At 37.8% G+C, this 26,674-nt stretch carries 22 protein-coding genes and 1 riboswitch; all 22 genes read left to right on the forward strand.

All coding sequences use genetic code 11. The annotated features are described in order from the left end of the window. Positions 1-43: 43 nt before the first annotated feature. A riboswitch (TPP riboswitch) is annotated at positions 44-136 on the reverse strand. A 286-nt stretch (positions 137-422) separates the two neighbouring features. The 22 genes from NBH06_RS11670 (at position 423) to NBH06_RS11775 (ending at position 26,536) form a co-directional block, all read left to right on the forward strand. Continuing rightward, positions 423-1,376: a calcium/sodium antiporter gene (locus NBH06_RS11670; protein WP_250794548.1), complete on the forward strand. Its 954-nt coding sequence runs from the start codon at positions 423-425 to the stop codon at positions 1,374-1,376. Positions 1,377-2,106: 730 nt separating this feature from the next. Next, positions 2,107-3,222 (forward strand): MraY family glycosyltransferase, encoded by a 1,116-nt coding sequence (locus tag NBH06_RS11675; RefSeq protein WP_008862155.1) that lies wholly within the window; start codon positions 2,107-2,109, stop codon positions 3,220-3,222. A 25-nt stretch (positions 3,223-3,247) separates the two neighbouring features. After that, positions 3,248-4,051, forward strand: coding sequence for a polysaccharide biosynthesis/export family protein (locus NBH06_RS11680; protein ID WP_040296141.1), 804 nt, complete (start codon positions 3,248-3,250; stop codon positions 4,049-4,051). Positions 4,052-4,060: 9 nt separating this feature from the next. Beyond that, complete coding sequence (locus NBH06_RS11685; protein WP_250794483.1) at positions 4,061-6,472, forward strand: GumC family protein; 2,412 nt, start codon at positions 4,061-4,063, stop codon at positions 6,470-6,472. Between the two features lie 248 nt (positions 6,473-6,720). Further along, positions 6,721-8,262 carry a lipopolysaccharide biosynthesis protein gene (locus NBH06_RS11690; protein WP_250794484.1) on the forward strand — a complete coding sequence of 514 codons (1,542 nt, stop codon included), beginning with the start codon at positions 6,721-6,723 and terminating at the stop codon, positions 8,260-8,262. Next, complete coding sequence (locus NBH06_RS11695) at positions 8,259-9,176, forward strand: nitroreductase family protein (protein WP_250794485.1); 918 nt, start codon at positions 8,259-8,261, stop codon at positions 9,174-9,176. The genes NBH06_RS11690 and NBH06_RS11695 overlap by 4 nt, the downstream gene beginning before the upstream one ends. After that, complete coding sequence (locus NBH06_RS11700) at positions 9,173-10,411, forward strand: polysaccharide pyruvyl transferase family protein (RefSeq protein ID WP_250794486.1); 1,239 nt, start codon at positions 9,173-9,175, stop codon at positions 10,409-10,411. The genes NBH06_RS11695 and NBH06_RS11700 overlap by 4 nt, the downstream gene beginning before the upstream one ends. Further along, positions 10,401-11,405, forward strand: a complete 1,005-nt coding sequence (locus tag NBH06_RS11705) for an acyltransferase family protein (protein ID WP_250794487.1) — start codon at positions 10,401-10,403, stop codon at positions 11,403-11,405. Before NBH06_RS11700 ends, NBH06_RS11705 begins: the two co-directional genes overlap by 11 nt. An 11-nt stretch (positions 11,406-11,416) precedes the next feature. Beyond that, a complete protein-coding gene (wecB, locus tag NBH06_RS11710; protein WP_195555143.1) occupies positions 11,417-12,562 on the forward strand; it encodes a non-hydrolyzing UDP-N-acetylglucosamine 2-epimerase in 1,146 nt (381 codons plus the stop codon). Between the two features lie 3 nt (positions 12,563-12,565). Then, entirely contained in the window at positions 12,566-13,795 is a 1,230-nt protein-coding gene (locus NBH06_RS11715; RefSeq protein WP_250794488.1) for a glycosyltransferase, read from the forward strand. Continuing rightward, positions 13,792-14,511 carry a PIG-L deacetylase family protein gene (locus NBH06_RS11720; RefSeq protein ID WP_250794491.1) on the forward strand — a complete coding sequence of 240 codons (720 nt, stop codon included), beginning with the start codon at positions 13,792-13,794 and terminating at the stop codon, positions 14,509-14,511. The genes NBH06_RS11715 and NBH06_RS11720 overlap by 4 nt, the downstream gene beginning before the upstream one ends. Then, positions 14,511-15,632, forward strand: coding sequence for an ATP-grasp domain-containing protein (locus tag NBH06_RS11725; RefSeq protein WP_250794493.1), 1,122 nt, complete (start codon positions 14,511-14,513; stop codon positions 15,630-15,632). The genes NBH06_RS11720 and NBH06_RS11725 overlap by 1 nt, the downstream gene beginning before the upstream one ends. A gap of 3 nt (positions 15,633-15,635) precedes the next feature. Then, positions 15,636-16,751, forward strand: coding sequence for a glycosyltransferase family 4 protein (locus NBH06_RS11730; protein WP_250794495.1), 1,116 nt, complete (start codon positions 15,636-15,638; stop codon positions 16,749-16,751). Further along, positions 16,748-18,073, forward strand: a complete 1,326-nt coding sequence (locus tag NBH06_RS11735; RefSeq protein ID WP_250794499.1) for an O-antigen ligase family protein — start codon at positions 16,748-16,750, stop codon at positions 18,071-18,073. The genes NBH06_RS11730 and NBH06_RS11735 overlap by 4 nt, the downstream gene beginning before the upstream one ends. Continuing rightward, entirely contained in the window at positions 18,057-19,076 is a 1,020-nt protein-coding gene (locus NBH06_RS11740; RefSeq protein ID WP_250794500.1) for an acyltransferase family protein, read from the forward strand. The genes NBH06_RS11735 and NBH06_RS11740 overlap by 17 nt, the downstream gene beginning before the upstream one ends. A 3-nt stretch (positions 19,077-19,079) precedes the next feature. Continuing rightward, entirely contained in the window at positions 19,080-19,997 is a 918-nt protein-coding gene (locus NBH06_RS11745; RefSeq protein ID WP_250794502.1) for a glycosyltransferase family 2 protein, read from the forward strand. A gap of 18 nt (positions 19,998-20,015) precedes the next feature. Continuing rightward, positions 20,016-20,690 (forward strand): acyltransferase, encoded by a 675-nt coding sequence (locus NBH06_RS11750; protein WP_250794504.1) that lies wholly within the window; start codon positions 20,016-20,018, stop codon positions 20,688-20,690. Next, positions 20,691-21,869: a glycosyltransferase family 4 protein gene (locus NBH06_RS11755; protein ID WP_250794506.1), complete on the forward strand. Its 1,179-nt coding sequence runs from the start codon at positions 20,691-20,693 to the stop codon at positions 21,867-21,869. Beyond that, positions 21,853-22,902, forward strand: a complete 1,050-nt coding sequence (locus NBH06_RS11760) for an acyltransferase (protein ID WP_250794509.1) — start codon at positions 21,853-21,855, stop codon at positions 22,900-22,902. Before NBH06_RS11755 ends, NBH06_RS11760 begins: the two co-directional genes overlap by 17 nt. A gap of 344 nt (positions 22,903-23,246) precedes the next feature. Then, the gene (locus NBH06_RS11765; RefSeq protein ID WP_046412313.1) at positions 23,247-24,008 is read left to right on the forward strand and encodes a WecB/TagA/CpsF family glycosyltransferase; all 762 of its coding nucleotides are present in this window, start codon (positions 23,247-23,249) and stop codon (positions 24,006-24,008) included. Between the two features lie 337 nt (positions 24,009-24,345). Beyond that, complete coding sequence (gene gmd / locus NBH06_RS11770) at positions 24,346-25,434, forward strand: GDP-mannose 4,6-dehydratase (protein ID WP_021892525.1); 1,089 nt, start codon at positions 24,346-24,348, stop codon at positions 25,432-25,434. A gap of 13 nt (positions 25,435-25,447) precedes the next feature. Continuing rightward, a complete protein-coding gene (locus NBH06_RS11775; RefSeq protein WP_046416136.1) occupies positions 25,448-26,536 on the forward strand; it encodes a GDP-L-fucose synthase family protein in 1,089 nt (362 codons plus the stop codon). Positions 26,537-26,674 lie beyond the last annotated feature (138 nt).

Genomic DNA, 26,674 nt, shown 5'->3' on the forward strand with positions numbered 1-26,674 from the left:
TTTGTTTCATTTAAGGGGATGCACATAAAACCGTATTGAAAAAGATAGAACTATGAACAATTCCTGCGCCGGCATTATCCGTATCAGGTTCATAGGGTATAATCTCAGCCGCTTTTAGGCACCCCTTTGTTTGCAAACAAAGGTATGGATTATTTTCTTACAGCTGATATTTCTTAATATAAATTAATGAAGATATGCTTATTCGAATAAGACGATAGAGGCGTGTTTTAAGGGGGGGACGTGTTTTGTTTTTGAAGAAAGATTCTTTTTCACCGAAAAGCTGGTTTCTGTTGATCGAACCAAGTTGCTTTCGGGTCGTATTGGACGAAAAAGAGCGCCTCCGGTCTGAGGTGGATTTTCATATTAGGCATATTTCCTGTATATTTGCCTACATATAATAAATATTAGCGTAAAGATTCATGATGAGTATTTTGTTTTTACTTGTGGGTTTGGGCTTAATTCTGTCTGGTGCTAATTTTTTGACTGATGGAGCGGCTGCATTGGCCAAAAGGTTTAACATATCGTCGTTGGTAATAGGTCTAACTATCGTGGCCTTTGGAACTTCGGCTCCCGAGTTGACAGTTAGTATCGTATCGGCTATTAATGGGAGTGCCGAACTTTCTATCGGGAATGTTGTGGGCAGTAACATTTTTAATATTTTGATGATCGTGGGTGTGACAGCAGTTGTTGCTCCTATAACAATAACCAAAGGAACATTGACAAAAGAAATACCGCTCGCCATTCTCTCGTGTGTGGTTGTCTTAATTTGTGCTAACGATGTGTTTTTGGAAGCCGGTACGGAGAATATTCTGAATAGGGCGGACGGTTTGCTTATGCTTTGTTTTTTTGCCATATTTCTCGGGTATACGTTTGCTATTGCACACGATAATACAGGAGAGGAGCAAGCTGAAATTAGACCGTTGTCTGCATGGCGTTGTTTGCTGTATATCGTTGGAGGCCTTTCCGCTTTGATTTTCGGTGGTCGGCTTTTTGTAGATGGGGCGAGCGAGATAGCCCGGTCGTTGGGGATAGGCGAGTCTGTTATAGGGTTGACTCTTGTCGCTTTGGGAACTTCTCTTCCTGAATTGGCAACTTCGGTAGTAGCCGCTTTGAAAAAAAATCCTGAGATTGCTATCGGGAATGTGATCGGGTCCAATTTGTTCAATGTCTTTCTTGTGTTGGGCATGAGCGCTACTATCACTCCATTACCTTTGGGTGGAATAACAAATGTCGATCTGTTTTATTTATTAGGGGTTTCTTTGTTGTTGTTTTTTGTCGGGAGATATTATAAGGTGCGTGCGATTACTCGGGTGGAAGGTGTATTTATGATTTTTGCTTATGTAGTTTACACAGGATACTTGATATATATGCTGTAAATACTATATTAAGTTGCATTCGGTAATATTCAAAAATGAAAGAGAGGCTGTGTTGTATAAACTGTTGTCTGGTGGTTTCTGAACTATACATAAATGTCAGTTTTTTATGTGATTATTAAGTGTTTTTGATTTCTGTTTTTTTACTGGTTTGTTTAATATTTAATAAATAATTTGTAAACTGCTCAATACTATATATTTATCTGGATTTTTGTAGAATGGAAGTATTTTTTGTAAGATTTTATTGTGTTTTTTAAGAAATGTAGCTACCTTTGCAAAACTCTGTGAAGTCAGAGTTAGTATAATATACAGATATGTTTAAGTTATTCTGTTGTTATTTACCCTGTTCTTCACAGAAAAGTAAATGTAGTTCTTCTGAAATTGATAGTTTATAGTAATCTATCTCTTGTATGAAGCGTTATATTTATTTACCCTTCCAATAATGATTATCCACTGAGATAGGGATGGGTTAAAGAGGGGTTATAAGTGATTCTTAGAGCCGGGAAAAGCTTTCTTTTCGGTGTCCCCCCAGTAGTATAGAGGCGTATATTTAAGGAATGCATAAAAAATAAAGTAATTTCTTTCGCCTGAGATTTTGGGTTAACAGATAGGATTGATTTCTTTCATAGAGGGGGCGTTAGTGGATAAAGATATTTTTGCATAGAATTGGGTCAATATGTTGAAAAAATTGGGTTTATTAGTATTGAAAATGATGAATTAAATCTAATATTTTATGGGTTATATTTCGATTTTATTGTTGTCATTTTTTATTAGTTTGGGATTTTCTATTTTTATTATTCCAAGAATTTTATTGATATCGTTTAAAAAGCATTTATTCGATATGCCAGATGAACGAAAAGTACACAAGGGTATAATACCTCGTCTGGGAGGTGTTTCGTTTTTCCCTGCCGTTATTTTTACTCTTTCTTTGATGATAGGGCTGAATAGAATTTACGGGGAGGAATTGTTTCCCTCTATTATCGGAGTGAGTGATACGTCCGTTCTATCTTTTGGGTTGAGTAGTTTATTGCTGTTGTATTTGACAGGTATTACCGATGACTTGATCGGAGTTCGCTATCGTCAGAAATTTATTGTTCAAATATTCTGTGCCATTTTGTTGGTGTCTTCGGGATTATGGATCAATAATCTTTATGGAATCTTCGGAATTTACGAATTACCTCCGGTAGTGGGACTCCCGTTTACTGTATTTACTATTGTTTTTATTACTAACGCTATAAATCTGATAGACGGAATAGATGGACTGGCTTCTGGATTGAGCGGAATAGCATTGTTATTTTTTACTATATTGTTTATTTATCAGAGAGAATGGCTGTATGCGGCTCTCGCTATCGTAACTTTGGGAACAATTATCCCGTTTTTCTATTATAATGTTTTCGGAAATCCAAACCGAGGTAGAAAAATTTTTATGGGTGACACCGGATCGTTGACTATTGGCTTTATATTGAGCATTTTGGCGATTCGGTTCAGTATGTATGATAATGCAGTGTTACATCGAGTTCCCGATGCTATCGTAGTTGCTTTTTCTTTGCTGATTACACCGGTATTTGATGTTGTTCGGGTAATTTTGCATAGGGCACGTTTTGGTAAAAACATTTTCAGTCCTGATAAAAATCATATTCATCATAAATTTTTAGCATTAGGATTTTCGCATCGAGCAGCTATGATTACGATATTGTTAATCTCTGCTGGCTTTGCAGCCATGAATTTGTTGTTATTGACTCGTATAAATATAAATTTATTATTATTTTTAGACATTTTTATTTGGACCATTATGCAACTTTATCTTACTAAAAAGATTAATAGGAAAGTGGCTGGTTCAAAGGCTTGATATGTTAAATTGTTATTTTAGACAAATGAAATATATTCCGAAAATTCTCTTGGCTGTGATACTTGTAGGTTTGGTATCATGCGTGCCTTCTAAGAAAATGGTTTATTTGCAGGGAGCCGATGGCTTGGAGCAGTCCCCTCAAACCATAGTACAAGACTATGAATTAAAGATTGTCCCGGACGACCAGTTACTCATAACAGTGAGTAGTAAAGATGGTGAGTTGCTGGAAATATTCAGCAATAGTCAGGTATTAGGTAGTACGGGGGCATCGACCACGATACAGGAAACTGTTGGTTTAAGGGTCGATAAGGACGGAAAAATAGAAGTTCCTATTTTGGGTGAGATGCAGGCCGGTGGATTATCGAGAAGAGAGTTGGCCGATGCCGTCGAGAACAAGCTCATCGAGGGGGAATATGTAAAAGATCCTGTGGTGAATGTACAGATAAAGGGATTTAAGGTTTCGGTAATGGGTGAAGTAAACAGTCCCGGTGTGCAAACTATATCGGGAGACCGTATTACGCTTCTCGAAGCCTTGACTATGGCAGGTGACTTGACTCCCTCGGGAAAACGGGATAATATATTGGTAATACGCGAGGACGGAGATCAACGAAAAACTTATACCGTAGATTTAACTTCGGGCGAAAAAGTATTGGAATCACCTTGTTATTATTTAAAGCAAAACGATGTAATCTATGTGCAGCCTAATAAATCGATAGGAGTGAAAGGTAGCTCGACCTTGTCGTTTATTTCTGCCGGTAGTAGTATTATATCTCTTGTAGCATCGGTGCTGTCTATTGTGTCTATGATTATTGTGTTAAAAGATAAGTAACATCTCTATATGGAGCTCATTCAAGAAACTAAGAACGATAAGAAAAATGAAGGAGGGGTAACCCTGCGGGATATTGTCGAGTTGGTATTCGATAATTGGTATTGGATTGTGCTATCGGTCGTTATATGTATGTCGGTCGCATGGTTTTATTTAGCTATGCAAACACCGTTATACAAGAGAAGCGCGGTAATGTTAGTGAAGAGCGAAAACAAATCGGGAAACGATATGTCGGCTGTTCTTGAATTAAATGGGGGCATATCGGGTAGCGGAGTCGAGAATGAAATCTATATTTTGCAGTCGCATCAATTAATGCGTGAAGTTGTCGGACGCTTACATTTGGACGTCACTTATCAGGTAAAAAATTGGTTGCATTATGATCAGTTGTATGCCGAGTCGCCTATCCGGGTGAATTTCTTAGATGCTTATACGGCTCCGGTTTCTATGGAAATTAAGCCCTTAAATGGGAATCGTTTTTTACTGAATCAACTCAAAATAGGTACGAAGAAAAGTGACAACGAAGGCCAAGAGTTTTTGTTCGGTGATACTATAATTTCCGCAGCCGGTCGATTTATTGTAGAGGATATTCCCGATAAAATATCGGCCTATTATAATGTACCGGTCGAAGTATCTCGTATAGACTTGAATACTGCGGCAAATATTTATCATTCGTTTATTTCGACCTCTTTGGCCGGAGAACGTACGACATTGGTACAAATAAACTGCGTGGACTCGAATATCTCACGTGCCGAGGCTATATTGAACGCTTTGATCGATGTTTATCGGGAAACGATTATCGAAGATAAAAACCGCATTGCGACCAGTACGGCTAAATTTATTAATGAACGAGTCGAAATTATCAGTAAAGAGTTGGGCGACGTAGAGAATGAATTGACCGATTTCAAACAAAAGAATCGCATTGTCAGTATAGATGCAGCGGCCACTCAATTTATGAGCGAAAGCAGTAAGATGAGAGACGAATTGGTGCAGCTGGAAACCGAGTATGCCATCGCCCGGGCGGTAGAACGTTATTTGACCGATAATGAACATAGTAAGCAGTTGATACCCAATGTGTCAGGCGTGGGGGATAGTGGCTTGCAAAATCAGATAACGACCTATAACGAGATTCTGTTACAGAGAGAAAGATTAGCCGCCAACTCGGGTGAGAATAACCCTTTGGTAAAAGATTTAGACAATAATTTAGCCGCTGTAAGAGTCAATCTTACAGCCTCGATGGATAGTTATCTGTCTACACTGAAACTAAAATTGAGAAAGGCCCGGGAGGTCGAGTCGCAGACACTCGATCGTATCGAGTCGGTACCACAACAAGAGAAAAAGGCTTTGGGCATTATACGTCAGCAAAGTATTAAAGAGTCGTTGTATACATTCTTGCTGAATAAACGGGAAGAAAATGCTTTGCAGTTGGCTATTACCGAGGCCAATATACGGGTGATCGAGTCACCCTTCGGTTCGTCGGCGCCCGTTGCCCCGGCTCGCAGAATGTTATTGATGGGAGCCTTTATCGTGGGACTCATTATACCGTTGGCGATACAGCTTTTGCGATTATTGTGGAACACCGGTGTGAGGGGGCGTAAAGATATTGAGGATTATACGTCGATGCCTATATTGGGCGAAATCCCATTGATGAAAGACCGAGATGGAGAACATGCCATTGTCGTGGAAGAGAATAAGACCAGCAGTGTGGCCGAGTCTTTCAGGTTATTACGTTCCAATATGGATTTCGTCGCTCCTCAGGCACGGGTCGTTATGTTTACGTCTACTATGCCGGGAGAGGGAAAAAGTTTCGTTTCCCGCAATTTTGCCGTAACATTGGCTATGACCAATAAAAAAGTGGTTTTGCTCGATATGGATTTGAGAAAACGCACATTGAGTAAAACATTGGATCTGACTACGAAAAACGGTGTGTCGACTTGGCTTTCCGGGAAAAACAACAGTGTGTCCGAGCTCGTTCAGTCCAGTAACATTCATACGATGTTCGATATCATCTCGGCCGGTATTGTACCTCCCAATCCTTCGGAATTGTTGATGAGCGATCGATTACCCGTTTTGGTGGAAGAGTTGAAGAAACAATACGATTATATTATATTGGATTGCGTGCCGGCATTAGTCGTAGCCGATTCTTCTATCATCGGTCGGGTAGCCGATCTTACGGTCTATGTAATCCGTAACGGAATGTTGGATCGCCGTTATTTGCCGGAATTGGAAAAACTCTACCGGGAGAATAAATTCAAGAACCTTACGGTTGTCATCAATGGTGTCGAAATGGAGAGCAAAAAGTATGGATACGGTTACGGCTATGGTTATGGATACGGTTACGGCTATGGAGTGGAACATGGAAGAAAGAAAAAACGTAATGTCATCTATAAAATTGCTCATAGAATAGGACGGATTTTTAGGGGGTAAATTTATCTGTCTTTTACCTCTTGCTTTGAATCCTGTTGGTACTTTAATGCTATTGCTTATTACCCATGATGAGATAGAGGGAAAACAATAGTTTAAGCGTGGATTTGTAAAATAGAATTGAAAATAAAACTGCTCCTGCGTCGATGTAAATCCAAGACAGTGGAGATGCTGGAAGAAACGATGGTTTCAGAGGAAAATGGTTAAGTCTTTCTTCCGGTAATAATAAAAATAGAATATCTTTATATTATATGCCTCAACAAGAATCGCGGGTCAAAAAATCATTGTTGAATGCAAGGGTCAATCTCATATTCTATTTCCTGACTCTTATTCTCTCGTTCTTCTCCCGGAAGATATTTCTCGATACGCTGGGAGCTGATTTTGTGGGACTCACCGGCACGTTGCAAAACCTGCTCGGATTCCTTAATTTGGCAGAATTGGGGATAGGAAGCGCCATAGGTTATGTGCTTTATAAGCCCCTATTCGAGCACGATGAAGGAAAGATCAACGAGATTATCTCTGTGTTCGGTTATCTCTATCGTTGGATAGGTTTTATTATCTTGGGTGCAGGCATTGTACTGGCTTGCTTTCTTCCGTTGATATTTCCCAATACGGAGTTTGAGATGGGAGTTATCTTTTTTGCCTATTTCTCGTTTTTGGCCTCCTCGTTAATCGGTTATTTTGCCAACTACAAACAAACGCTTTTGGGAGCCGACCAAAAAAATTATGTGGTTACCGCCTATTTCCAAACAGCAAATATTATAAAGGTTCTCATTCAAATGGCTTCGGCCTACTATACCGGCAGTTACTACCTGTGGGTTGCCATTGAATTAACTTTTGGCATCATTTATTCTTTCATATTGAATTGGAAAATCAATCAAGTCTACCCGTGGCTTCGTAGTGAAGTACGTCAAGGCAAGCACCTTTTCAAAAAATATCCCGAGGTGATGAAGTACACCAAGCAGCTTTTTATACAAAAAATTAGTGGTATAGTACAATGGCAAACGACCCCCTTCTTAATATATACATTTGTGAATCTAAAAATTGTGGCTTTTTATGGAAACTATACAATAATAACAGATAAGCTAGCTGTTTTTGTAAATACATTTTTAGAAAGTACAGGAGCTGGAATTGGGAATTTAATAGCAGAAGGGAATAAGAGTAAGATAAAGTCTGTATTTTGGGAATTGCTTAGCGCTCGTTATTTTATTGCAGGTATAATTTGTTTCTCTATTTATCATCTGATAGATCCATTTATTGTCTTGTGGTTGGGTAAAGAGTATATATTGGATCATATAATTCTTGTTTTAATAGTAATCAGTATTTTTATAAGCTATACTCGAGGGGGAGTTATGCAATTTTTGTATGGGTATGGTTTGTTTCGAGATATTTGGGCCCCTATTGCAGAGATTGTATTAAATCTTGGGACAGCGATTATTTGTGGTAAGTTATATGGACTACCTGGTGTATTGATGGGTGGAATTGTAAGTCAAATATTAATTGTAGGAATTTGGAAACCTTATTTCTTGTATCATTGTGGATTTAAAGAAAGTGTATTCTATTATTGGGGAAACTGGGTAAAATATATAGTGTTGATTTTTATTCCTTGGGTTATGATAGAGATAATTTTAATTCCAATACTCGATATAGAGCCCTCCCAGTCCTTTGTATCATGGATATTTTATACTATCATACTCGTGCCAATATACACTTTGAGTTGTTTGGTCTTGTTATATGTTTTTACGCCAGGAATGAGAAAATTTGTATGTAGATTTATAAATAAGAAAAAATGAAATCTTTAGTAGGGAAAATATTGCGAAAATTATTACCATTTAAATATTATAAATTGGTAGCAAATGGATTTATAATAGTCCCATCTTATTATAAAACAATCATAAAAGATGCTGAAACTTATATGGATTTATCGTTGAAAGATAGTCCAGAAAAAGATATCCTTTTGATGCGTAAATATGCGCATATTTTAGATAAAGGATTACACAGAAGTGATGTTGAAGCTGGACATAGTAAAAATATATACGAAATGTTGAAGTCTTTAATAGAAAGATTATCGACCACAAAATATAGTAACGATGCTACATGTATATGGGCACAATCAAAGTTAAAGAAATATGAAATGCTTCAAGAAGAACCTAAATCTTTTAAACCATTTCGAGGAAAAGAAATAACATCGAAAATTAGTTATGAAGATTTAGTCTCGTTAATAAAACTGAGACGGTCTAATAGGGCATTTAAAGAGCAACTAGTTACAGAAGATATTATAATAAAATTGAAAGAAGTTGTAAATTGGGCTGCAAGTAGTTGCAATAAACAGCCAATACAGCTATTTGTCACCAATGATCCTATTTGGGCTAAAGAATGTTTAATGTGTTGTAAAGGAGGAACAGGATTTAGTGATTTTGTTCCGACGTTTTGGGCTTTTACTGCAAATTGTCGTGGATATGTGTGGCCTTCGGAGATGTATTTACCTTTTGTTGATGTAAGTTTAGGGGCTCAAAATATTTTTTTAGCAGCAGAAACATTTGGGTTATCAGGAACTATTTTATCTTGGGCTCAAAAAAATATTCAGGAAAATTTACAATTAAGGAAATTATTATCGATTCCAGATGACTGTATTATTGTGTTTTGTGCAGTTATTGGATATCCTTTATATCGTTATCAAATACCTACAAGAAAGGATATAAAATGAATATTCTATTAATACATCAATATGCGGGGAACAAAGGAGATCGTGCTGTTTTGTTTGCAATGTGTTCCATGATAAAATCGGTAGATAATTCGATAAATATCAGTGTGTCTACATCTTCCCCAGAATTATGGACCGGATATGGATATTATAAAGAACAACAAATTGAGTTTATACCGTCTGCGTGGGATTATAAAAATATTGTTAAGGCTCGATGGTATTGGAATAGCATTAATCGAATAAAGAAATATACATTTACTGTTATGCGGGAATGCTATTTGCATCATTGTTCGTGGTTAGTGACTCGATTTTTAATTAATCCAATATTTTATAAACGTATAAAAGCAGCAGATGTTATTATAAGCGTTGGGGGACATCATTTTACAACAATTTTATCGAGGGATTTAGTTTCCTCAATAAATTTTGATGCGATGGCGATTCTTTCTGTTGGGAAAAAGTTAAGTTGTTTTTCACAATCTTTCGGACCATTTGTTTTCTTCAATATAAGGAATAGAATACTTACGCAAAAAATTTTACAAGAATGTACCTCTTTATATGTAAGAGAAAATAGAGCTCGACAATATTTAGTTCAATTAGGTATACCGGATGCTAAAATAAAAGATACTTATGAATCGGTTTTAAGTTTGAATTCTTTATTTAAGAGTTATAAATATCCTAGTGAGAGAGAAAAAAGGATAGGAATAGCGATTTATAGTACACAGCTTAAAGAAGAAAATAGAGAATCGTATATAGAGTGTTTTTCATTATTTGCAAATTATGTAATTAAAAAAGGTTATTCAGTCCGATTTTTCCCTATGGAATTAAAAGGATCTTTACCAGACGATAGACCTGTTATATTGGATATTATAAAAAGAGTTGATAATAAGACGTATTGTGATTTTATAGATAAAGATTTACCGACAGATGTACATTTGCAAGAGGTTTCAAAATGTCAAATTTTTGTTGGGCATAAAACTCATTCAACAATTTTTGCACTTGCTACTGGAACTCCTCTGATAGGTATAGCTTACCATCCTAAAACGGAGGAATTTATGAAACAATTTTCAATTCCTCAGTATTGCATCATTGATAAAGAACTTTCAAGTAAATCATTAATAAGAAAATTTGATAATATAGAACTAGAAATAGATCAAATCGGTGAATCTTTATTTAATCAAGTCTGTGCTGTATCATCTAAAATTTATAATGATATAAAAGAGATAATATATGCAAAATAAAAATTTTTTGTCTGATATTGTTTTTCTTCGGGCTATTTCAATTGTATTTGTTGTTGCTTTTCATGCTTATGGCATGATGTATGCTGCAGCACATTTCCCGGCATTGAAAGATACATATTATCAGATGTATTTTACATTGAACCAGTGTGTCTTTATAAATATAGCGATGCCTATGTTCGTTTTTGTTTCGGGTTATTTGTTTGCATTTCTACGTCAGAGAGGGAAGTACCCCAATTTTGTGGATTTAGTGAAGAATAAAGCGAAACGGGTATTATTGCCATATTTCGTTTTTGGGCTAATAATGATGGCTACAACCAATAATTTCCACCCACTTGTGCTTCTTTATGGATCATATTGGCATTTATGGTTTTTGCCTATGTTATTTTGGTGCTTTATTGTGGCATATTTAATAGATAAATATGCGATAAAATCGTATTTGCAAATAATAATTCTTTTTGTGAGTTTCGTTTTATCTTTATTCCCGAGTTTCATACCGCGCATTTTAGGTACTCATAATATTACAATTTGGTTCTGTTGGTTCTATTTGGGTATGGTGGTTTATTGTCATAAAGATGTGATTATATCGAATATCGCTAAGTATAAGTTGGTATATATACTTATATTTATTTATTTATTTATCACGATTTATAAACCTACGGAGTATGCCGATGTATATTGGTATAATATAATAGCCCAAGTTTGTATGATTATATCGCTATGGTATTTATGCAATCGAGTGAATTGGGAAAAACAAACATGGGCACAACCAATAATTTCATTTGGTAATTATAGTTATGGTATTTATATATTCCACAATTGGATACAGATGTATCTCATATCATCTACGGCACAACGGTTATTTCCGTTAGAAAGATGGGCGGGAGAACATACCATATTATTCCCATTCGGCTTTTTCTTGCTATCTTTGATAATTTCTTATCTTTTAACTTGGTTATTGCTCAAAACAAAGGTTGGTAGATTTTTAATCGGATAAGGATATTTATTATGAAAACGATATTATTGATATTTGGGACACGGCCGGAGGCCATTAAGATGGCGCCGTTGGTAAAAGAATTTCAACGATATTCCGATGATTATAAAACGGTAGTCTGTGTGACAGGGCAGCATAGGGAAATGTTGGATCAAGTCTTGCAGATTTTTGAGATAAAGCCCGATTATGATTTGAATATCATGAAACAGGGGCAGGACTTGTATGATGTGACCGCCCGGGTGTTGGTAGGATTGCGCGATGTATTGAAGGCCGTTTCACCCGATGTGGTGTTGGTTCATGGCGATACGACCACCTCTATGGCGGCGGCATTGGCGGCGTTTTATCAACAAATACCGGTGGGACATGTCGAGGCCGGGCTGCGCACGCACAATATATACAGCCCATGGCCCGAAGAGATTAACCGCCAGTTAACGGGCCGAATCGCTACCTATCATTTTGCTCCGACTCCGTTGAGCCGGCAAAATCTTTTAAATGAAGGGGTAGAGCCTGCCCATATACATGTTACCGGCAATACGGTCATCGATGCGCTCTATTGGGTCGTTGACCGAATAAAAAGCGATGGAGCTTTGTCCCAAACATTAAGTGAAGAACTTTTACATAGCGGATATGATGTGAACCGACTATCGCAGGGGAAGAAATTAGTGCTGATAACCGGTCACCGAAGAGAGAATTTCGGAGATGGATTCATACGGATATGTAAAGCCATAAAAACATTGGTAGAGCAATACCCCGAGGTTGATTTTGTCTATCCCATGCACTTGAATCCCAATGTGCGCAAACCCATTCACGAAGCCTTTGATGGTCGTTCGTATGACAATATGTATTTTATTGAACCGTTGGAATATCTGTCGTTCGTTTATTTAATGGAGAAGTCGACCATCGTATTGACCGATAGCGGAGGTATACAGGAGGAGGCTCCGGGATTGGGCAAACCGGTATTAGTCATGCGCGATACGACCGAGCGTCCCGAGGCTTTGGAGGCAGGGACGGTGAAATTGGTGGGAACCGATTACGACAAAATTGTGGGCGAAGTATCGCGGTTGATAGACGATCCTTTGTACTACAAAACGATGAGTGAAGCCGTAAATCCTTATGGCGATGGAAAAGCATGTGAACGAATAGTCGAATTATTGAAATAGCCTATGAAAATTTTATTTATCGCCTCTGGTTATTTACCTTATACATTCTCTGAAAATTTGTGTAATGCTAAGCTCGTTTATGCTTTACAAGAAGCAGGTTGGCATGTAGATGTTATTTCTAAGAAAGATAATGGACCGACTTATAGTACAGAATGGCAAGAACCATGGTTGCCATTGAAAGAGCATACTTATGAGATCTCTTATTTTATAGGTGGAAAATTAAGCCGATTGTATGATTTGCTGAAATCGAGTATTATGATGGGGGGATTTCCTGTCGATGGTATCCGTTGGGCAAGGAGAGCTTATCAAAAAGCATTAGAATTACATCGAAAAAATCATTATGATGTGGTAATTACACGTTCACCTAGTGATATTCCTCATATCGTAGGGTATAAGTTTTCAAAAAAAGTAGGTATAAAATGGATTGCGAATTGGAATGATCCGGCTTCGACGATTTGGCCAGAGCCGTACACTCATCATTTCTCAAAGAAGGCATATCGTTTACGGGATAGGTATAATAAATTATGTTTATGTCATGCAGCAATCAATACATTCCCATCAAGTTGGCTATTGGAACATTTTCAGGATAACTACCCTTTATTGAAAGATAAACGGAATGTTGTAATACCGCATATAGCAATGCCGGACAGTTTGTATCATCAAGCACCGATATTACTGAAAGATGATAAATTGTATATGTGTCATTCGGGAAATTTGTCTTCGGAGAGAAACCCCGAGTTGATGTTTAAGGCTATTCGGGAATTGATAGATGAGGGATATACGTCTATGAAGTTAGAGATTATGGGACATATTAATGATTATACTCAACAATTGATAGAAAAATATGCATTAAATGGTTATGTCTCTTTTATAGGTGGCTTCCCTTATTTGGAAGCATTGAGAAAGATGCAGTTTTATCATGTGTTTGTCCTGTTGGAGGCTAAGATGGAAAAAGGGATATTCTTCCCTAGTAAATTTACCGATTATGCACAATTGAACAGACCGATTTTAGCAGTTTCTCCGAAAGATGGTTTTGCAAAAGAAATGCTATCTTGTTATGGGGGGGGGATTGCTGCTGATAATGAAGATTATCGATCGATTAAATCAGCTTTATTAAAGCTATACCAAAGTTGGAAACAAAAGAAACTTTTTGAAGAATATAATACAAATGAGTTATATCAAAATTTTTCTGCTCGAAGAGTCGTAGAACTTTATAAAACTTTACTTTCGTGAAAAATTTTATTCGTCGAATAAGGATTCAGATAATTCGTATCCTTTCTTGTGGCAAGCGTCGGTTACCTATAAAAGAAAGGATATTAATCATTGCACCGCATCCCGATGATGAAGTTTTGGGCTGCTCGGGACTGATACAAAGATCGTTAAAAGAAGAGAAGCCGGTAGATGTCGTCATATTATCTGGTGGAGGTAAAAGTCATAGTGGTTGTTGCAGTATCGATGAAAAAGAATTGATAGAATCTAGGCGAGCTTTATCACGAACGGCTGCCGGTATATTGGGGCTGCCATTGAATCATCTTCATTTTCTTGATTATCCCGATGGTGAAATTTCATTCGATTGTCCGGAGACCTGTAAATTGAGAACCTTGATCGACAAACTTCGACCGAAGGCTATTTTTATTCCCCATAAGGGAGAAGGGTGGAACGACCACTTGGCTGCGGGTGACATAGTGAAGAAATTGATAGGAGAGGACTCGTGCGTGGAATTGTATGAATATTGCGTGTGGTTTTGGTATTATAATACATGGAATATCGATTGGAAAAATGCTTGTGTATTGAAAATGAATAGACAGGATCATACTGCTAAAAATAGAGCGATTGATGCCTATATACAACCGGTAGCGCCTTGTGGCCGTCCTTGGTCGGGTGTTTTACCTAAGGTTTTTGTTGGGGCAAATCGTTGGAGGGGAGAACTATATTTTAGGGAACGATAATGGGAGAGATAGGACAGCAAGCTATTATTATAGGGGATTCGACCAATAATACATTAAGCATCGTTCGTAGTTTGGGAGAGGCAAATGTAGCGCAAACGTTAATCCTCAAATGCGATGAAGATACCTGTTTTGTCGCAGAAAGCAAATATCTTAAAAAGAGTAAGGTATATCGTATTTGTAAGATAGAGGAGTGCATGTCCATATTGGAACGGTTGAAAGATGAGGATTGGGAACAGTATATAATTTGTAGTTTTGACGAAGCGGCAGTTTTTATCGATAAGAAGGAACCGGTATTATCTCCTTTCTTTCGTACTCCCGCACGAGGAAAACAGATCGGTAAATTATTTAATAAAGATGAGCAATGTAAGTTGGCTGAAAAATGTGGCTTGACAGTTCCAAAATCGATTAAATTCCATCGAACGGAGAATATAGATAATGTCGATTTTGATTATCCTATCCTTTTAAAACCTCTTAATAGTACGCAAGGTGAAAAAGGCGATATTCATATCTGCCGGAGTAAGGTAGAGGTAGAGGCTGCGTTAGCAATTGAAAGTCATTGTGCCGATTTTATTCTTCAAGAGTTTATCGATAAAGAGTACGAGATCGATTGTATTGGTGTGAGAACCGATAAGGAGATGTATGTGGCAGGAGGAGTGAGGAAGATTAGACATTATCCTCGTTTAATCGGTGCAGGGGCTTATGGGCAGTTTCGGCCGATGGAGGATTTTGATATTGATGTGGACTGTGTAGAGAAATTTTTGGAGCAAGTTAATTATTATGGGCCGTTTAGTGTGGAATTTCTTCATAGAGATAATAAGAATTATTTTATGGAAGTGAATTTTCGAAACGAAGGCTTGGCTTATGTGGCGACTGCAGCAGGTGCGAATTTACATGCATTATATCTGAACCCGGACATGAAAATGGAGAAGAATAAAGTCCACAGGATTTATATGATGAATTATTCTTTGGATTTTCTTTACGTGAAAAATGGTGAATTATCTTTGTGGTCGTGGATTCGGGATTTGTTGAGAACACGATGTTTTATAAATATTAATTTGAAAGATTTGAATCCGACAGTTTGTTATTATAAGAATAAAATTAAACAAAAGTTGCACTTGTAAGTTATGACTATCCTCATTTGCATACCTTGTTTATTAACCGGGGGAACGGAGATTCAGACGTTGAATCTCGTACAGGCGCTTGTTGCCGGAGGACATCGGGTAGTGACGACATGCTATTTTGAATATAGCGATGATATGGTCGTTCGATTTCGAAAAGTCGGTAGCGAGGTGGTTTGTCTGAGTCCTACCGGAACGCGAGTGAATGGTTGGCGGGGAATACTTTTTTTATACAAAGGATTACGCAGGGTATTGAAGTTGTATAAGCCCGATGTAGCTCATGTGCAATATATGGCGCCGGGGGCTATTCCTATCCTGTTGCTACGATGGTTAGGAGTACGGCAGATTATTGCCACGGCACATACGGCTGCCGATATATACCCCAGTTTGCGATTGATACATTTTATTCAACGACATTGTGTGCGGGCGTTTACATGTATTACCGAGTTGGCCGAGCGATCTTTCTTTGGGGCGTCTCGATTGTATAATGAGAATACTCCTTTGAACAAACGTAACCATTTTACGATTTATAACGCGTTGCCTCCCGGCTTTTCAATTGTGAGTGAGAATAGGAGCTTTTCTCGTCCAATCACGATAGGGGTTGTCAGCCGATTGGAAGAGATTAAGGGTATGGATTTGGTTGTTCCGGCGTTTGCACAGGTGAAAAAGCGATGTCCCGATATCCTATTGGTGATTGTGGGTGACGGTTCTTTGCGGACGAAAATGCAACGACAGGCACAAGAGTTCGATTGTACCGAATATGTCGAGTGGGTAGGTCGTCAACCGCAGGAGAGATTGACGGAGTGGTATCGCCGCATGGATATCGTACTGATGCCCTCCCGTAGTGAAGGGTTTGGACTGACGGCTATCGAGGCTATGGCTAACGGTTGTGTGGTGGTCGCTTCTCGAACGGGAGGATTGCCCGAAGTTGTTCAAAATGGAGAAGTCGGACTGTTGCACGAGGCTGGTTCAATTGACGATATGGCAAATAAAATCATATCGCTGATTGCTACTCCTGAGTTGTTGCAAAAATATTCATCAGAAGCGATACGGTATGTTCGTAGGTATAGTTTCGAACGCTATTCTCAATTGTTTAATGATTTGTATAGGCGGTTGATATGAGTCTTTTTTTGAATTTATTAGCTTTGATAGTTTTCGTGTTTATATCCATTTGGATATTTACACCTAAATTTGATAAATATAGACTACTTAAATTTCCAGAGAATAGAGATTACTTGTATCGCATCAATCGAAATATGTATTTTTTGATTTTTGTGGTTTGTACGGCTCCTTTCTTTTTGGGGCAATTTTCATTGATCAAATATGGTGTTTATTTTTTAGCTTTAATTTATCTTTTAATTTTAGGGAAAATTAGAATTAAGATAGATGTAATAGTGGGTACTTATTTACTATTTTTTTTGTGGTTGATTATTTCTACTTCCTATTCAGAATCACGGTATGATTCAGTGATGCTATTAATTAAATATTCTATTCCTTTATTATCTTTATGGTTAGGTTATAGTGCTATAGGGGGGAAATATGATTTATATTATTTTTCAAAATCCGTAGCTAAAACATCTGGTGTTTATGCTCTTATCGCAGGAGGTGTGAGTGCTGTATTTATGCCGTGGTTATATTTTTCTCCTTTTGGAGCAATGTTCTTAACATATGCAGGGTTGGCCGATTACTTTACTTCTATATTCGTGGTATTTTTTATATTATATTGGATAACAAGGCGTAAAATTTATTTATGGGGAGCCTTGTGGTTGTTATTATCGACTATATTGGAAGTGGTACGAACCGGTTTAGGGGGAATGGCATTGGTCGGTACATTTTTTGTATTCTTTCGATATAAATTGAAATCTATTCCATATATTATAGTTACAGGAATTTTATTTGTAAGTATCGTTTTGTATGTTCCAAGTGTTAATGAAAAATTCTTCGGTAAAAATGCAGGGACAGTTGATGCTACTGATATTGTTCAAGGTGGTGCTTTGAGTATGGATAATATCCAAACGTCTGGTCGAGAGTTTTTATGGGAGTTGGTAATGAATAAGTTTTATGAACCGAATCCTATAATTGGTTCAGGATTGGGAACAACGACTCATTTTATAAAAGATCGCGCTCAGAAAGAACATACCATAGCACTGTTGCATAGTGATTATGTACAAATATTGTGTGATAATGGTATTATAGGTATTGTGTTATTGGCTTTATTCTATTTGTGTGTCATTTGTAAGGTTTTTATATACTCTTGGAGAGGTGTTGATCCATGGATTAAAGTTAGTGGAATTATGGCTGTATCGAGTATGGCAGGTGTTGCTTTCTCTATGGGATTTGATAATGTGGTCTCTCATTCGATGACATCATTGATCAATCCTTTTATATTTATAGGATTTTTTTTGAAGTTTATCGATTTAGCGAAATATGACAGCTTATCTTAGTGAAAAAATTAGGATTTTATCTTTTTTTTCTATGGTATTGGTTGTCTTTTTACATGGACAACTGATATCTATTTCTTCGGGATATGTATTGTGGGTACAGCAGTTTGTTACAGGAGAATTAACACGGATTGCAGTGCCTCTTTTTTTCGCCATATCAGGTTATCTATTTTTTCAGAATTTTTCAAAGCCGTTGATTCCATTTTTTCAAAAGAAGATTCAAAAACGGATATATACATTATTAATCCCATATTTGTTTTGGAGTATTTTTGGTATCGTTTCTGTGTATGTAATGCAACAAATTTTACCGGACTCTTCTTTTCCCTTGAAAGATTTGATTGCGAATTATGATATACAAGAAATCTTATATGCTATTTTTATACAACCGGTAGGGACATATCAGTTGTGGTTTTTGCGAGATTTATTTATTTTGGTTATTTTTAGTCCGGTTATTTATTGGGGAATAAAACATATAAGAATCATCTTTTTGTTAGGCTTATTCTTTTTATGGATTAATGGAATACAGTATTTCGTCAATATAGAGTCTATTTTCTTTTTCACAGTTGGTGCATATATTGCGTTGAGATATAAGGACTGTTTAGAAGCAAATCATTTGTGCCCTTTTGTGTATTATCTATTAGTCTGTGCATGGGTCGTTTTTTGTGGTGTGTTGGCTTATTATAAACTTGGTTATTCATATCATTGTTTGGGTATTTTATTAGGAATAATAGTTGTATGGTATTCATATGATGGCGTATATTCTTATTTAAATCGTATAAAAAAATTACAAGAAATTTCTACTTATTCTTTTTTCATTTATGTGGCTCATGAACCTTTGTTGACTGGAATAAAAAAAATATTGTTGAGTATAAGTAATTCATCTTCTATGATCTTAATAATTTATTTTTTTGCACCGTTAATTACTATTTTTATTTGCCTTATTATTGGTAAATTTTTTAGAATGAGAATACCAAAAGTATATCATATTATTTCAGGAGGTCGATAGTTTATGATATCCATAGTTATACCTTTATATAATAAAGAAAAGCAGATAGCTCATACTTTACAGTCGGTTTTTGCGCAAACTTTTCAAGATTTTGAAATTGTTATTGTCGATGATGGTTCGACTGATAACAGTGTAATGGAAGTCAAAAAATTTGATGACCCTCGTGTTCTGTTAATTCAGCAATCTAATGCAGGTGTTTCTGCTGCTCGAAATCGGGGGATCGAGGAAGCTAATGGTGAATTGATTGCGTTTCTTGATGCTGACGATGAATGGATGCCAGAGTTTTTACAAACTATTTTGCAATTAAAAAAAATATATTTTAATTGTAAAGTTTGGGCTACATCATATTTTAATTCTTGGAATGGAAATTTACTTCCAATAACATTGCGAAAGATACCATTTTTTGAAGAATCTGGTATATTGACTAATTATTTTAAGGTCGCAACATATTCTCATCCTCCTATATGTTCAATAAGTGTAGCTGTAGATAAACAAGTCTTAAAAAGCATAGGAGGCTTTCCTGTTGGTATAAAGTCGGGTGAAGATTTATTAACGTGGGCAAGATTGGCGGTGGAAACGAATATAGCGTATTCAACTCGTCCATTAGCAATTTATAATATGGGAGAAGGATATATTTTATCTAATTTGCCACCTCGTCGACAAGATGTAGGGGATCCAGTCGGTAAAGAATTGGTAAAATTGTTAGATAGATATCCGGATAAGAAAGCATTAAAACAATATATATCTCATTGGCATAAGATGAGAGCATCTGTTGCTGTAAGGTGTGGAGAAACTATGGAAGTTATGAAGGAGGTTTTTCTTGCATTAAAATATAATGTTTTAAATTTGAAAGTAATATTTTTCTTTTTCCTTATGTTGTTACCATCTAAGTTGAGGGCATATATTATAAATCGATATTAATCATAAATATATTAAGGTATGTCATTTAGTTATGTATTAAATAGATTATTGACTTTACCACGCTCAATTTGGTTTAATTTCAGGTATTTACCGTTTCGTGAAGCTGTTTGTTTACCAATTTGGATTGCTAATAATGTTAGAATTAGGAATTTACATAGAGGTGGAATAAAATTGAAGGGGAAATGTTCTATTGGATTAGTCCGACTTGGTTATCATTTGGCTGATTCGGTTGATATTTATTCTGTTCATACGATTATAGATATTCGGAAAAGAGGACAACTTATTTTTACAGGGGACGCTCATATCGGTAGGGGGGCTTTGATATGCGTAAAAAGTGGTATCTTGACTATCGGAAAAAATTTTGCAATATCAGGTACGACAAGTATAGTATGTAGCCAAAGTATTTCAATAGGCAATGATGTTCAATTTAGTTGGAACACGTTGGTTATGGATAGTGATGCTCATATCGTTTGGGATAGAAATGGTACGGAATATATTAATATGCAACCGATTGTAATTGGAGATAAAGTCTGGGTTGCTGCTAATTGTACCCTTTTAAAAGGAACGGTTATACCTGATAATTGTGTAATAGCTTCTAATTCGCTCTTAAATAGATCTTATTTGATTTCAAATAGAATTATAGGAGGAATTCCAGCACGAGAATTGAAAGAAATAGGAGGATGGAGACTATAAATGAAAGTTTTAATTGTTCATAATAACTACGGGAAGTATAGCGGGGAGGAGGCTGTTGTCGATAAGATGGCAGATATGCTTACGTCTCACGGTCATGAGGTGGCGTTTTATCGCCGGACAACTGAGGGCGTGAGAGAATCGGCCGTTGGGAAGATAAAGGGATTTTTGTCAGGGATTTATTCGCCGTCCGGAGTACGGGGGATGCGGGAAGCCTTGCGACGGGAACGTCCCGATATTGTGAATGTGCACAATCTGTATCCGTTTATCAGTCCGGCTGCACTTTTCGAGTGTAAAAAGGCTGGAGTTCCGATCGTTATGACTATACATAATTTCCGATTGATTTGTCCCACGGGATTGTTTATGCGTGATGGTTTGCCGTGTGAAGCGTGTTTGGCGCGAAGTAATGAGTGGAGTTGTGTGCGATATAATTGCGAATGTAGTCGATTAAAATCGATTGGATATACCCTTCGCAATGTATATGCCCGTTGGACTGGGGCTTATCGAAAGAATGTAGCTGCGTTTGCTTGCATTACCGATTTTCAACGGCAGAAGTTGATCGCTGCTGGATATGATTCGGAGAAAATAGTAGTTATCCCTAATTTTTTACCTATGCCGAAGTTATATGAAAACGAAGTCGGTAAATATATAGCTTTTTGTGGACGTATCAGTAGAGAAAAAGGAGTTGATTTAATTTTAGAAATAGCTCGTCGGAATCCTTATATATTGTTTAAGTTGGCAGGGGAAGTGAGGGATAAAGGACTTGTTGAAGATTTACCGTCTAATTGTGAATTAGTTGGATATTTATCGGGTGAGTCTTTATCTCGATTTTATAGGGAGTCTGCTTTTTTCGTTATGGCGAGTAAGTGGTACGAAGGGTTCCCTATGGCTATTCTCGAAGCTGCTTGCTACGGCAAACCTACTATTGGGCCGGCTCATGGTGGTTTTACCGAGATTATCGGTCGGGGAGAGCAGGCGATAGGAGACTTGTTCGAGCCTAATAATCTAGATGATTTGGAGCGAAAAGTGGTATCGTTGTGGAACCGTCCCGACGAGATTGCCCGATTGGGTGAGAAGGCTTTCGAGAAACTGAAACGGGAATATTCGTCGGAAGTAATTTATCAAAAATGGGATAATCTATTTCAAAAATTAATATGGAACAATTATGCAAGAACAATTTAGGGGGGGGCAAAAATCGTGCCAAAATCGAATAATAGGGCTGGATTTAGTTCGAAGCTGTGCGATATTATTTGTGATAGCAGGCCATTTTTTTGTTTTGAATACTCCATTTAAAAATACAGATTTTGGAGGTTTTTCGATGTTTTTGCAGGCAATGTCCATTCCGTTATTTATGACGGGAGTTCCGTTATTTCTTCTGTTGACCGGTTATTTGAATATCAATAAAACGGTATCGAAACGGTATTATAAAGGCTGTATTCGGGTACTGGCTTCTTATTTTCTGTTTTCGCTCCTTACGATTTTGTTTCGTAAATATTATTTACAAGAGGATTTGACTTGGGCAAAATGGATTTTGAAGATATTCGATTTTTCGGCTATACCATATGCATGGTATATCGAGATGTGGATAGGATTGTTCCTCTTGACACCGTTCTTGAATATGTTGTATAAAGCAATACCTACTCGGTGGCAGAAACAGGTTTTGATATTGACATTGTATGTGATGACGGCATTGCCCGATTTGTTGAATCGGTATGGACTACATTTGGTTCCCGGATTCTGGGCTTCGTGCTATCCGTTGACATTTTTCTTTGCCGGCTCTTATATTCATGAGTATAAACCACGGTTTGAAAGTTGGAAGTTGTGGATTGTGATTTTGTTATTGTGCCTGATAAATCCTGTATTTAATTCATTGTTCGTACATAATCATACGCTTATTCAAATTGCGGGAGGCCCGTGGGGTGTATTTGGAACGGTTATTGCTATGGCATTTTTTCTGCTGTTTTATCAGACCGATTTCAAATTACCGGTATTGCGTAAAAGTTTGACAAAGATTTCGCTTTTGTCTCTCGATATGTATCTATGTTGTTATCTGTTCGACGCAATGGTTTATCCCTATTTCATGGAACACTATTTTGTGAATCAGTCGCAATTTGGGATCTATTTCTTTGTTATTGTTCCCATATTGTTTATTGGCTCATTCTTATTGGCTTGGGTGAAAGAGGGTACATTCTGTTTGGTGAAAAGGTTGATGTAAAAATTTGTACAGTTTTAATTTTTTCTATTTTCTTCTTAGTGAAATTACGAGAAGCCGGGACTTTTGAATCGTAAGCAAGAGGCATATTGTCGTAGATTGTATTTCAGTAAATATTTCTCTGCTTCTGTGATTCCCGTGTTTGGGAGGGGAGAATGGTGTGAAAAAGATTCGGAACGGTGGAGTAGATAGGGAATAACGAAGGATTATATTTCAAGTAGAGTAATACATTTACAAACCGGGTAAATAAGTCATCGATGGGCTCGGTCTGAAATCAAACAAGCGGGTAAGATTGTTTTATAGTCGGGATAGGGGAGTTCCGACAGTCACTTTATATATCAATTTTTATGGAGAATTATTTCAATATCAGGTATGAGTTTGATAAACGAGCCGTTTTACAGGCTATCGACGAAGCGTTGTTATTGGGGAAGCCGGGATATATATGTGTCTCGGACGGGGTTATTTTAAGTACGGTAAACCGGGACCCGGATTACAGACAGGTTGTAGATGGAGCTATGTTCTCTATTTGTGACAGTGGTTATGTACCCTTGTATTTGCGATGGATTTATGGCATAGAACGTCACCAGTATTGCGGAAGCGAGATTTTTATGGATATTGTCCATATGAAGCGATATAAAATGGCTTTTCTTGGAACGACGCAAGCGACTTTAAACGGGCTGCAAAATAACTTGTCGGAGATAGATCCACGAATTGCAAACATGTGGTTTTACTCATTACCTTATAAGAGAGTTGAAGAGTTTGACTATCCGGCTATTGCCGAGATGTTGGAAAAAGATGGCGCCGAAATTATTTGGATTGCATTGGGTGCTCCCAAGCAAGAGATATTTATGAGCAAATTGAAACCCTATTTGAAACGAGGGGTGATGATCGCAGTGGGAGCGGCATTCAAATTTTATAGCGGAACCGATGTGAACAGGGCTCCTTATTGGATGGTGCGGGCTCATTTGGAATTTTTGCACCGAATTTATTGCGAACCGAAAAAGCAAATAGGGCGTTGCTCGATGATTGTGGAATCTCTGCCTAAATTGCTTTATCAAGAGTGGAATCGCAAGCGAAAACGTAAAAAATTGGCGGGAAAAACCGAGTGATTGATTCGAGGAAGTAGGCCGGTAGAGCCGAATTTGAAAATTTGATACTACATTTGTCTTTTGTTATATTTATGGAATATAAGATGTGTTTTATCAAAAAGCCTAAGCGAGCTTAACTTTTTTGCTTTCGACTTTCCCTATATTTGTAGAATATCGGTATAGTCCATTCGGAAATGTGATTTCCGTTTGCCTTTGCACTCACCTTTCCGTATATTTGTAAAATGAAGGAGTTACTTCGGTAAGGAACTCGAATAAGCTCGTTTTTTGCATTCGGCCATATTTTTATGGTGACATTATAAATAGATGAAATAATCAATAAAAGCGAATAAATACAGTTATGAAAACAGCGCTAATTACCGGTATTACCGGGCAAGATGGGTCATTTCTTGCAGAATTTTTATTGGAAAAGGGCTATGAAGTGCACGGAACGATCCGTCGGTCTTCGGTAGACTACCGTGAACGTATAGCCCATTTGGAAGGTCGGCCTCATTTCCATTTGCATTATGCCGATTTAGGAGACTCGATGAGTCTGATTCAGGTGGTCGGGAAAGTAAGGCCCGATGAAATATATAATTTGGCAGCTCAAAGCCATGTACAAGTGTCATTCGATGCCCCGGAATTTACAGCCGATGTAGATGCCACCGGTGTGCTTCGCATTCTTGAAGCCGTCCGCCAATGTGGTTTGGCCGAAACTTGTCGCATTTATCAGGCTTCGACGTCGGAGTTGTATGGTAAGGTAGAACAAGTTCCACAAAACGAACAGACTCCATTCCACCCGTACAGCCCTTATGCAGTGGCCAAGCTCTATGGATTTTGGATTGTCAAAGAGTATCGTGAGGCTTATAATATGTTCTGCTGTTCGGGTATCTTGTTTAACCATGAATCGGAACGTCGGGGGGAGACTTTCGTGACTCGTAAGATTACATTGGCCGCCGCTCGTATTGCACAAGGGAAACAAGAGAAGCTCTATTTGGGAAATCTTTCGTCGTTGCGAGATTGGGGATATGCCAAGGATTATGTAGAGTGCATGTGGCTCATTTTACAGAATGATAAACCGGAGGATTTTGTGATTGCCACCGGTGTACAGCATTCGGTACGGGAGTTTTGTCAGTTGGCATTCCATCATGTAGGTATAGAATTGGATTTTGTAGGCGAAGGGGAGAATGAAAAGGGAATAGATCGGGCGACCGGAAAGATCATTGTCGAGGTCTCTCCTGATTTTTATCGTCCTACCGATGTGGTGAATTTGTGGGGTGACCCGACGAAAGCGAAGAAAGAGTTGGGGTGGAATCCCATGAAGACCTCTTTTGAAGAATTGGTGAAGATTATGGTCGATGCCGACATGGCGAAAGTGGCGGTCGAGAGAGCCGGAGACGAGATTCGCATGAACTTGGCTGAATATCTGGAAAAGGGTATTGTTAAATAAGAAAAGAATCGGTATGGAAAAGAGTGCCAAAATATATGTAGCCGGACATCACGGATTGGTGGGATCGGCTATTTGGAAGAATTTGCAGGAAAAGGGTTACACCCATTTGATAGGTCGTTCTCATAAAGAATTGGATTTGCTCGACGGGGTTGCTGTGAAGAGATTCTTTGACGAAGAGCAACCGGAGTATGTGATTCTGGCGGCCGCTCATGTGGGGGGAATTATGGCAAACAGTATCTATCGGGCAGATTTTATCTATCAAAACCTGCAAATACAGCAGAATGTCATCGGTGAAAGTTTCAGACATGGAGTAAAGAAATTGTTGTTCTTGGGCAGTACTTGCATTTATCCGCGTGATGCTCGACAGCCGATGAAAGAAGATGCATTGTTAACTTCTCCGTTGGAATATACGAACGAGCCGTATGCGATTGCCAAGATTGCCGGTTTGAAAATGTGTGAAAGTTTTAATTTGCAATATGGAACCAACTATATTGCTGTAATGCCTACTAACCTCTATGGCCCTAACGATAATTTCCATTTGGAGCGAAGCCATGTGTTGCCTGCTATGATTCGTAAAATACATTTGGGAAAATGTTTAATGATGGACGATTGGGGCGCTGTTCGTAAAGATCTATCGTTGCGGCCAGTGGAGGGTATCGACGGAACCGCCACGACAGGAGCTATTCTCACGGTGTTGGGTAAGTATGGTATTTATCCCGATTATGTGGAATTGTGGGGGACCGGGAAACCGTTACGTGAGTTTTTGTGGAGCGAGGAGATGGCCGATGCTTCGGTATATATTCTCGAACATGTCGATTTCTCTGATGTGAAAGGTGATAACCCGGAAGTAAGGAATTGCCATATCAATATCGGAACAGGTAAAGAAATAACCATAGCTGCTTTGGCTCATCGGATACGGGAAGTTGTCGGTTATGAAGGAGAGATTCGGTTCAATGCCGATAAACCGGACGGGACCATGCGTAAATTGACCGATGTTTCCAAACTACATGCTTTGGGGTGGCATCATAAAATCGAGATAGAGGAGGGGGTACAAAAGATGTACGATTGGTATATCGCAGACCACACGGATTTGTTTCGTTAAGATAGTTCTACCCAACATATAAAAAAGCCCAGAAAGAACTCAATCTTTCTGGGCTTTTTTATATTTGACTTTTACAGAATATGGCTTAGCTCAAAATAAAACGAATTTATTTTAAGCCCGCTTTCCGTAATGTTTTTT

Origin of the sequence: Barnesiella sp. B2-R-119 (assembly GCF_023656675.1) — a bacterium.
GTDB lineage: Bacteria > Bacteroidota > Bacteroidia > Bacteroidales > Barnesiellaceae > Barnesiella > Barnesiella intestinihominis.

Excerpts from the sequence above, each read along its gene's own strand:
- NBH06_RS11670 (WP_250794548.1), top strand. The coding sequence starts at position 423 with ATGAGTATTTTGTTTTTACTTGTGGGTTTGGGCTTAATTCTGTCTGGT.
- NBH06_RS11675 (WP_008862155.1), top strand. The coding sequence starts at position 2,107 with ATGGGTTATATTTCGATTTTATTGTTGTCATTTTTTATTAGTTTGGGA.
- NBH06_RS11680 (WP_040296141.1), top strand. The coding sequence starts at position 3,248 with ATGAAATATATTCCGAAAATTCTCTTGGCTGTGATACTTGTAGGTTTG.
- NBH06_RS11685 (WP_250794483.1), top strand. The coding sequence starts at position 4,061 with ATGGAGCTCATTCAAGAAACTAAGAACGATAAGAAAAATGAAGGAGGG.
- NBH06_RS11690 (WP_250794484.1), top strand. The coding sequence starts at position 6,721 with ATGCCTCAACAAGAATCGCGGGTCAAAAAATCATTGTTGAATGCAAGG.
- NBH06_RS11695 (WP_250794485.1), top strand. The coding sequence starts at position 8,259 with ATGAAATCTTTAGTAGGGAAAATATTGCGAAAATTATTACCATTTAAA.
- NBH06_RS11700 (WP_250794486.1), top strand. The coding sequence starts at position 9,173 with ATGAATATTCTATTAATACATCAATATGCGGGGAACAAAGGAGATCGT.
- NBH06_RS11705 (WP_250794487.1), top strand. The coding sequence starts at position 10,401 with ATGCAAAATAAAAATTTTTTGTCTGATATTGTTTTTCTTCGGGCTATT.
- wecB (WP_195555143.1), top strand. The coding sequence starts at position 11,417 with ATGAAAACGATATTATTGATATTTGGGACACGGCCGGAGGCCATTAAG.
- NBH06_RS11715 (WP_250794488.1), top strand. The coding sequence starts at position 12,566 with ATGAAAATTTTATTTATCGCCTCTGGTTATTTACCTTATACATTCTCT.
- NBH06_RS11725 (WP_250794493.1), top strand. The coding sequence starts at position 14,511 with ATGGGAGAGATAGGACAGCAAGCTATTATTATAGGGGATTCGACCAAT.
- NBH06_RS11730 (WP_250794495.1), top strand. The coding sequence starts at position 15,636 with ATGACTATCCTCATTTGCATACCTTGTTTATTAACCGGGGGAACGGAG.
- NBH06_RS11735 (WP_250794499.1), top strand. The coding sequence starts at position 16,748 with ATGAGTCTTTTTTTGAATTTATTAGCTTTGATAGTTTTCGTGTTTATA.
- NBH06_RS11740 (WP_250794500.1), top strand. The coding sequence starts at position 18,057 with ATGACAGCTTATCTTAGTGAAAAAATTAGGATTTTATCTTTTTTTTCT.
- NBH06_RS11745 (WP_250794502.1), top strand. The coding sequence starts at position 19,080 with ATGATATCCATAGTTATACCTTTATATAATAAAGAAAAGCAGATAGCT.
- NBH06_RS11750 (WP_250794504.1), top strand. The coding sequence starts at position 20,016 with ATGTCATTTAGTTATGTATTAAATAGATTATTGACTTTACCACGCTCA.
- NBH06_RS11755 (WP_250794506.1), top strand. The coding sequence starts at position 20,691 with ATGAAAGTTTTAATTGTTCATAATAACTACGGGAAGTATAGCGGGGAG.
- NBH06_RS11760 (WP_250794509.1), top strand. The coding sequence starts at position 21,853 with ATGCAAGAACAATTTAGGGGGGGGCAAAAATCGTGCCAAAATCGAATA.
- NBH06_RS11765 (WP_046412313.1), top strand. The coding sequence starts at position 23,247 with ATGGAGAATTATTTCAATATCAGGTATGAGTTTGATAAACGAGCCGTT.
- gmd (WP_021892525.1), top strand. The coding sequence starts at position 24,346 with ATGAAAACAGCGCTAATTACCGGTATTACCGGGCAAGATGGGTCATTT.
- NBH06_RS11775 (WP_046416136.1), top strand. The coding sequence starts at position 25,448 with ATGGAAAAGAGTGCCAAAATATATGTAGCCGGACATCACGGATTGGTG.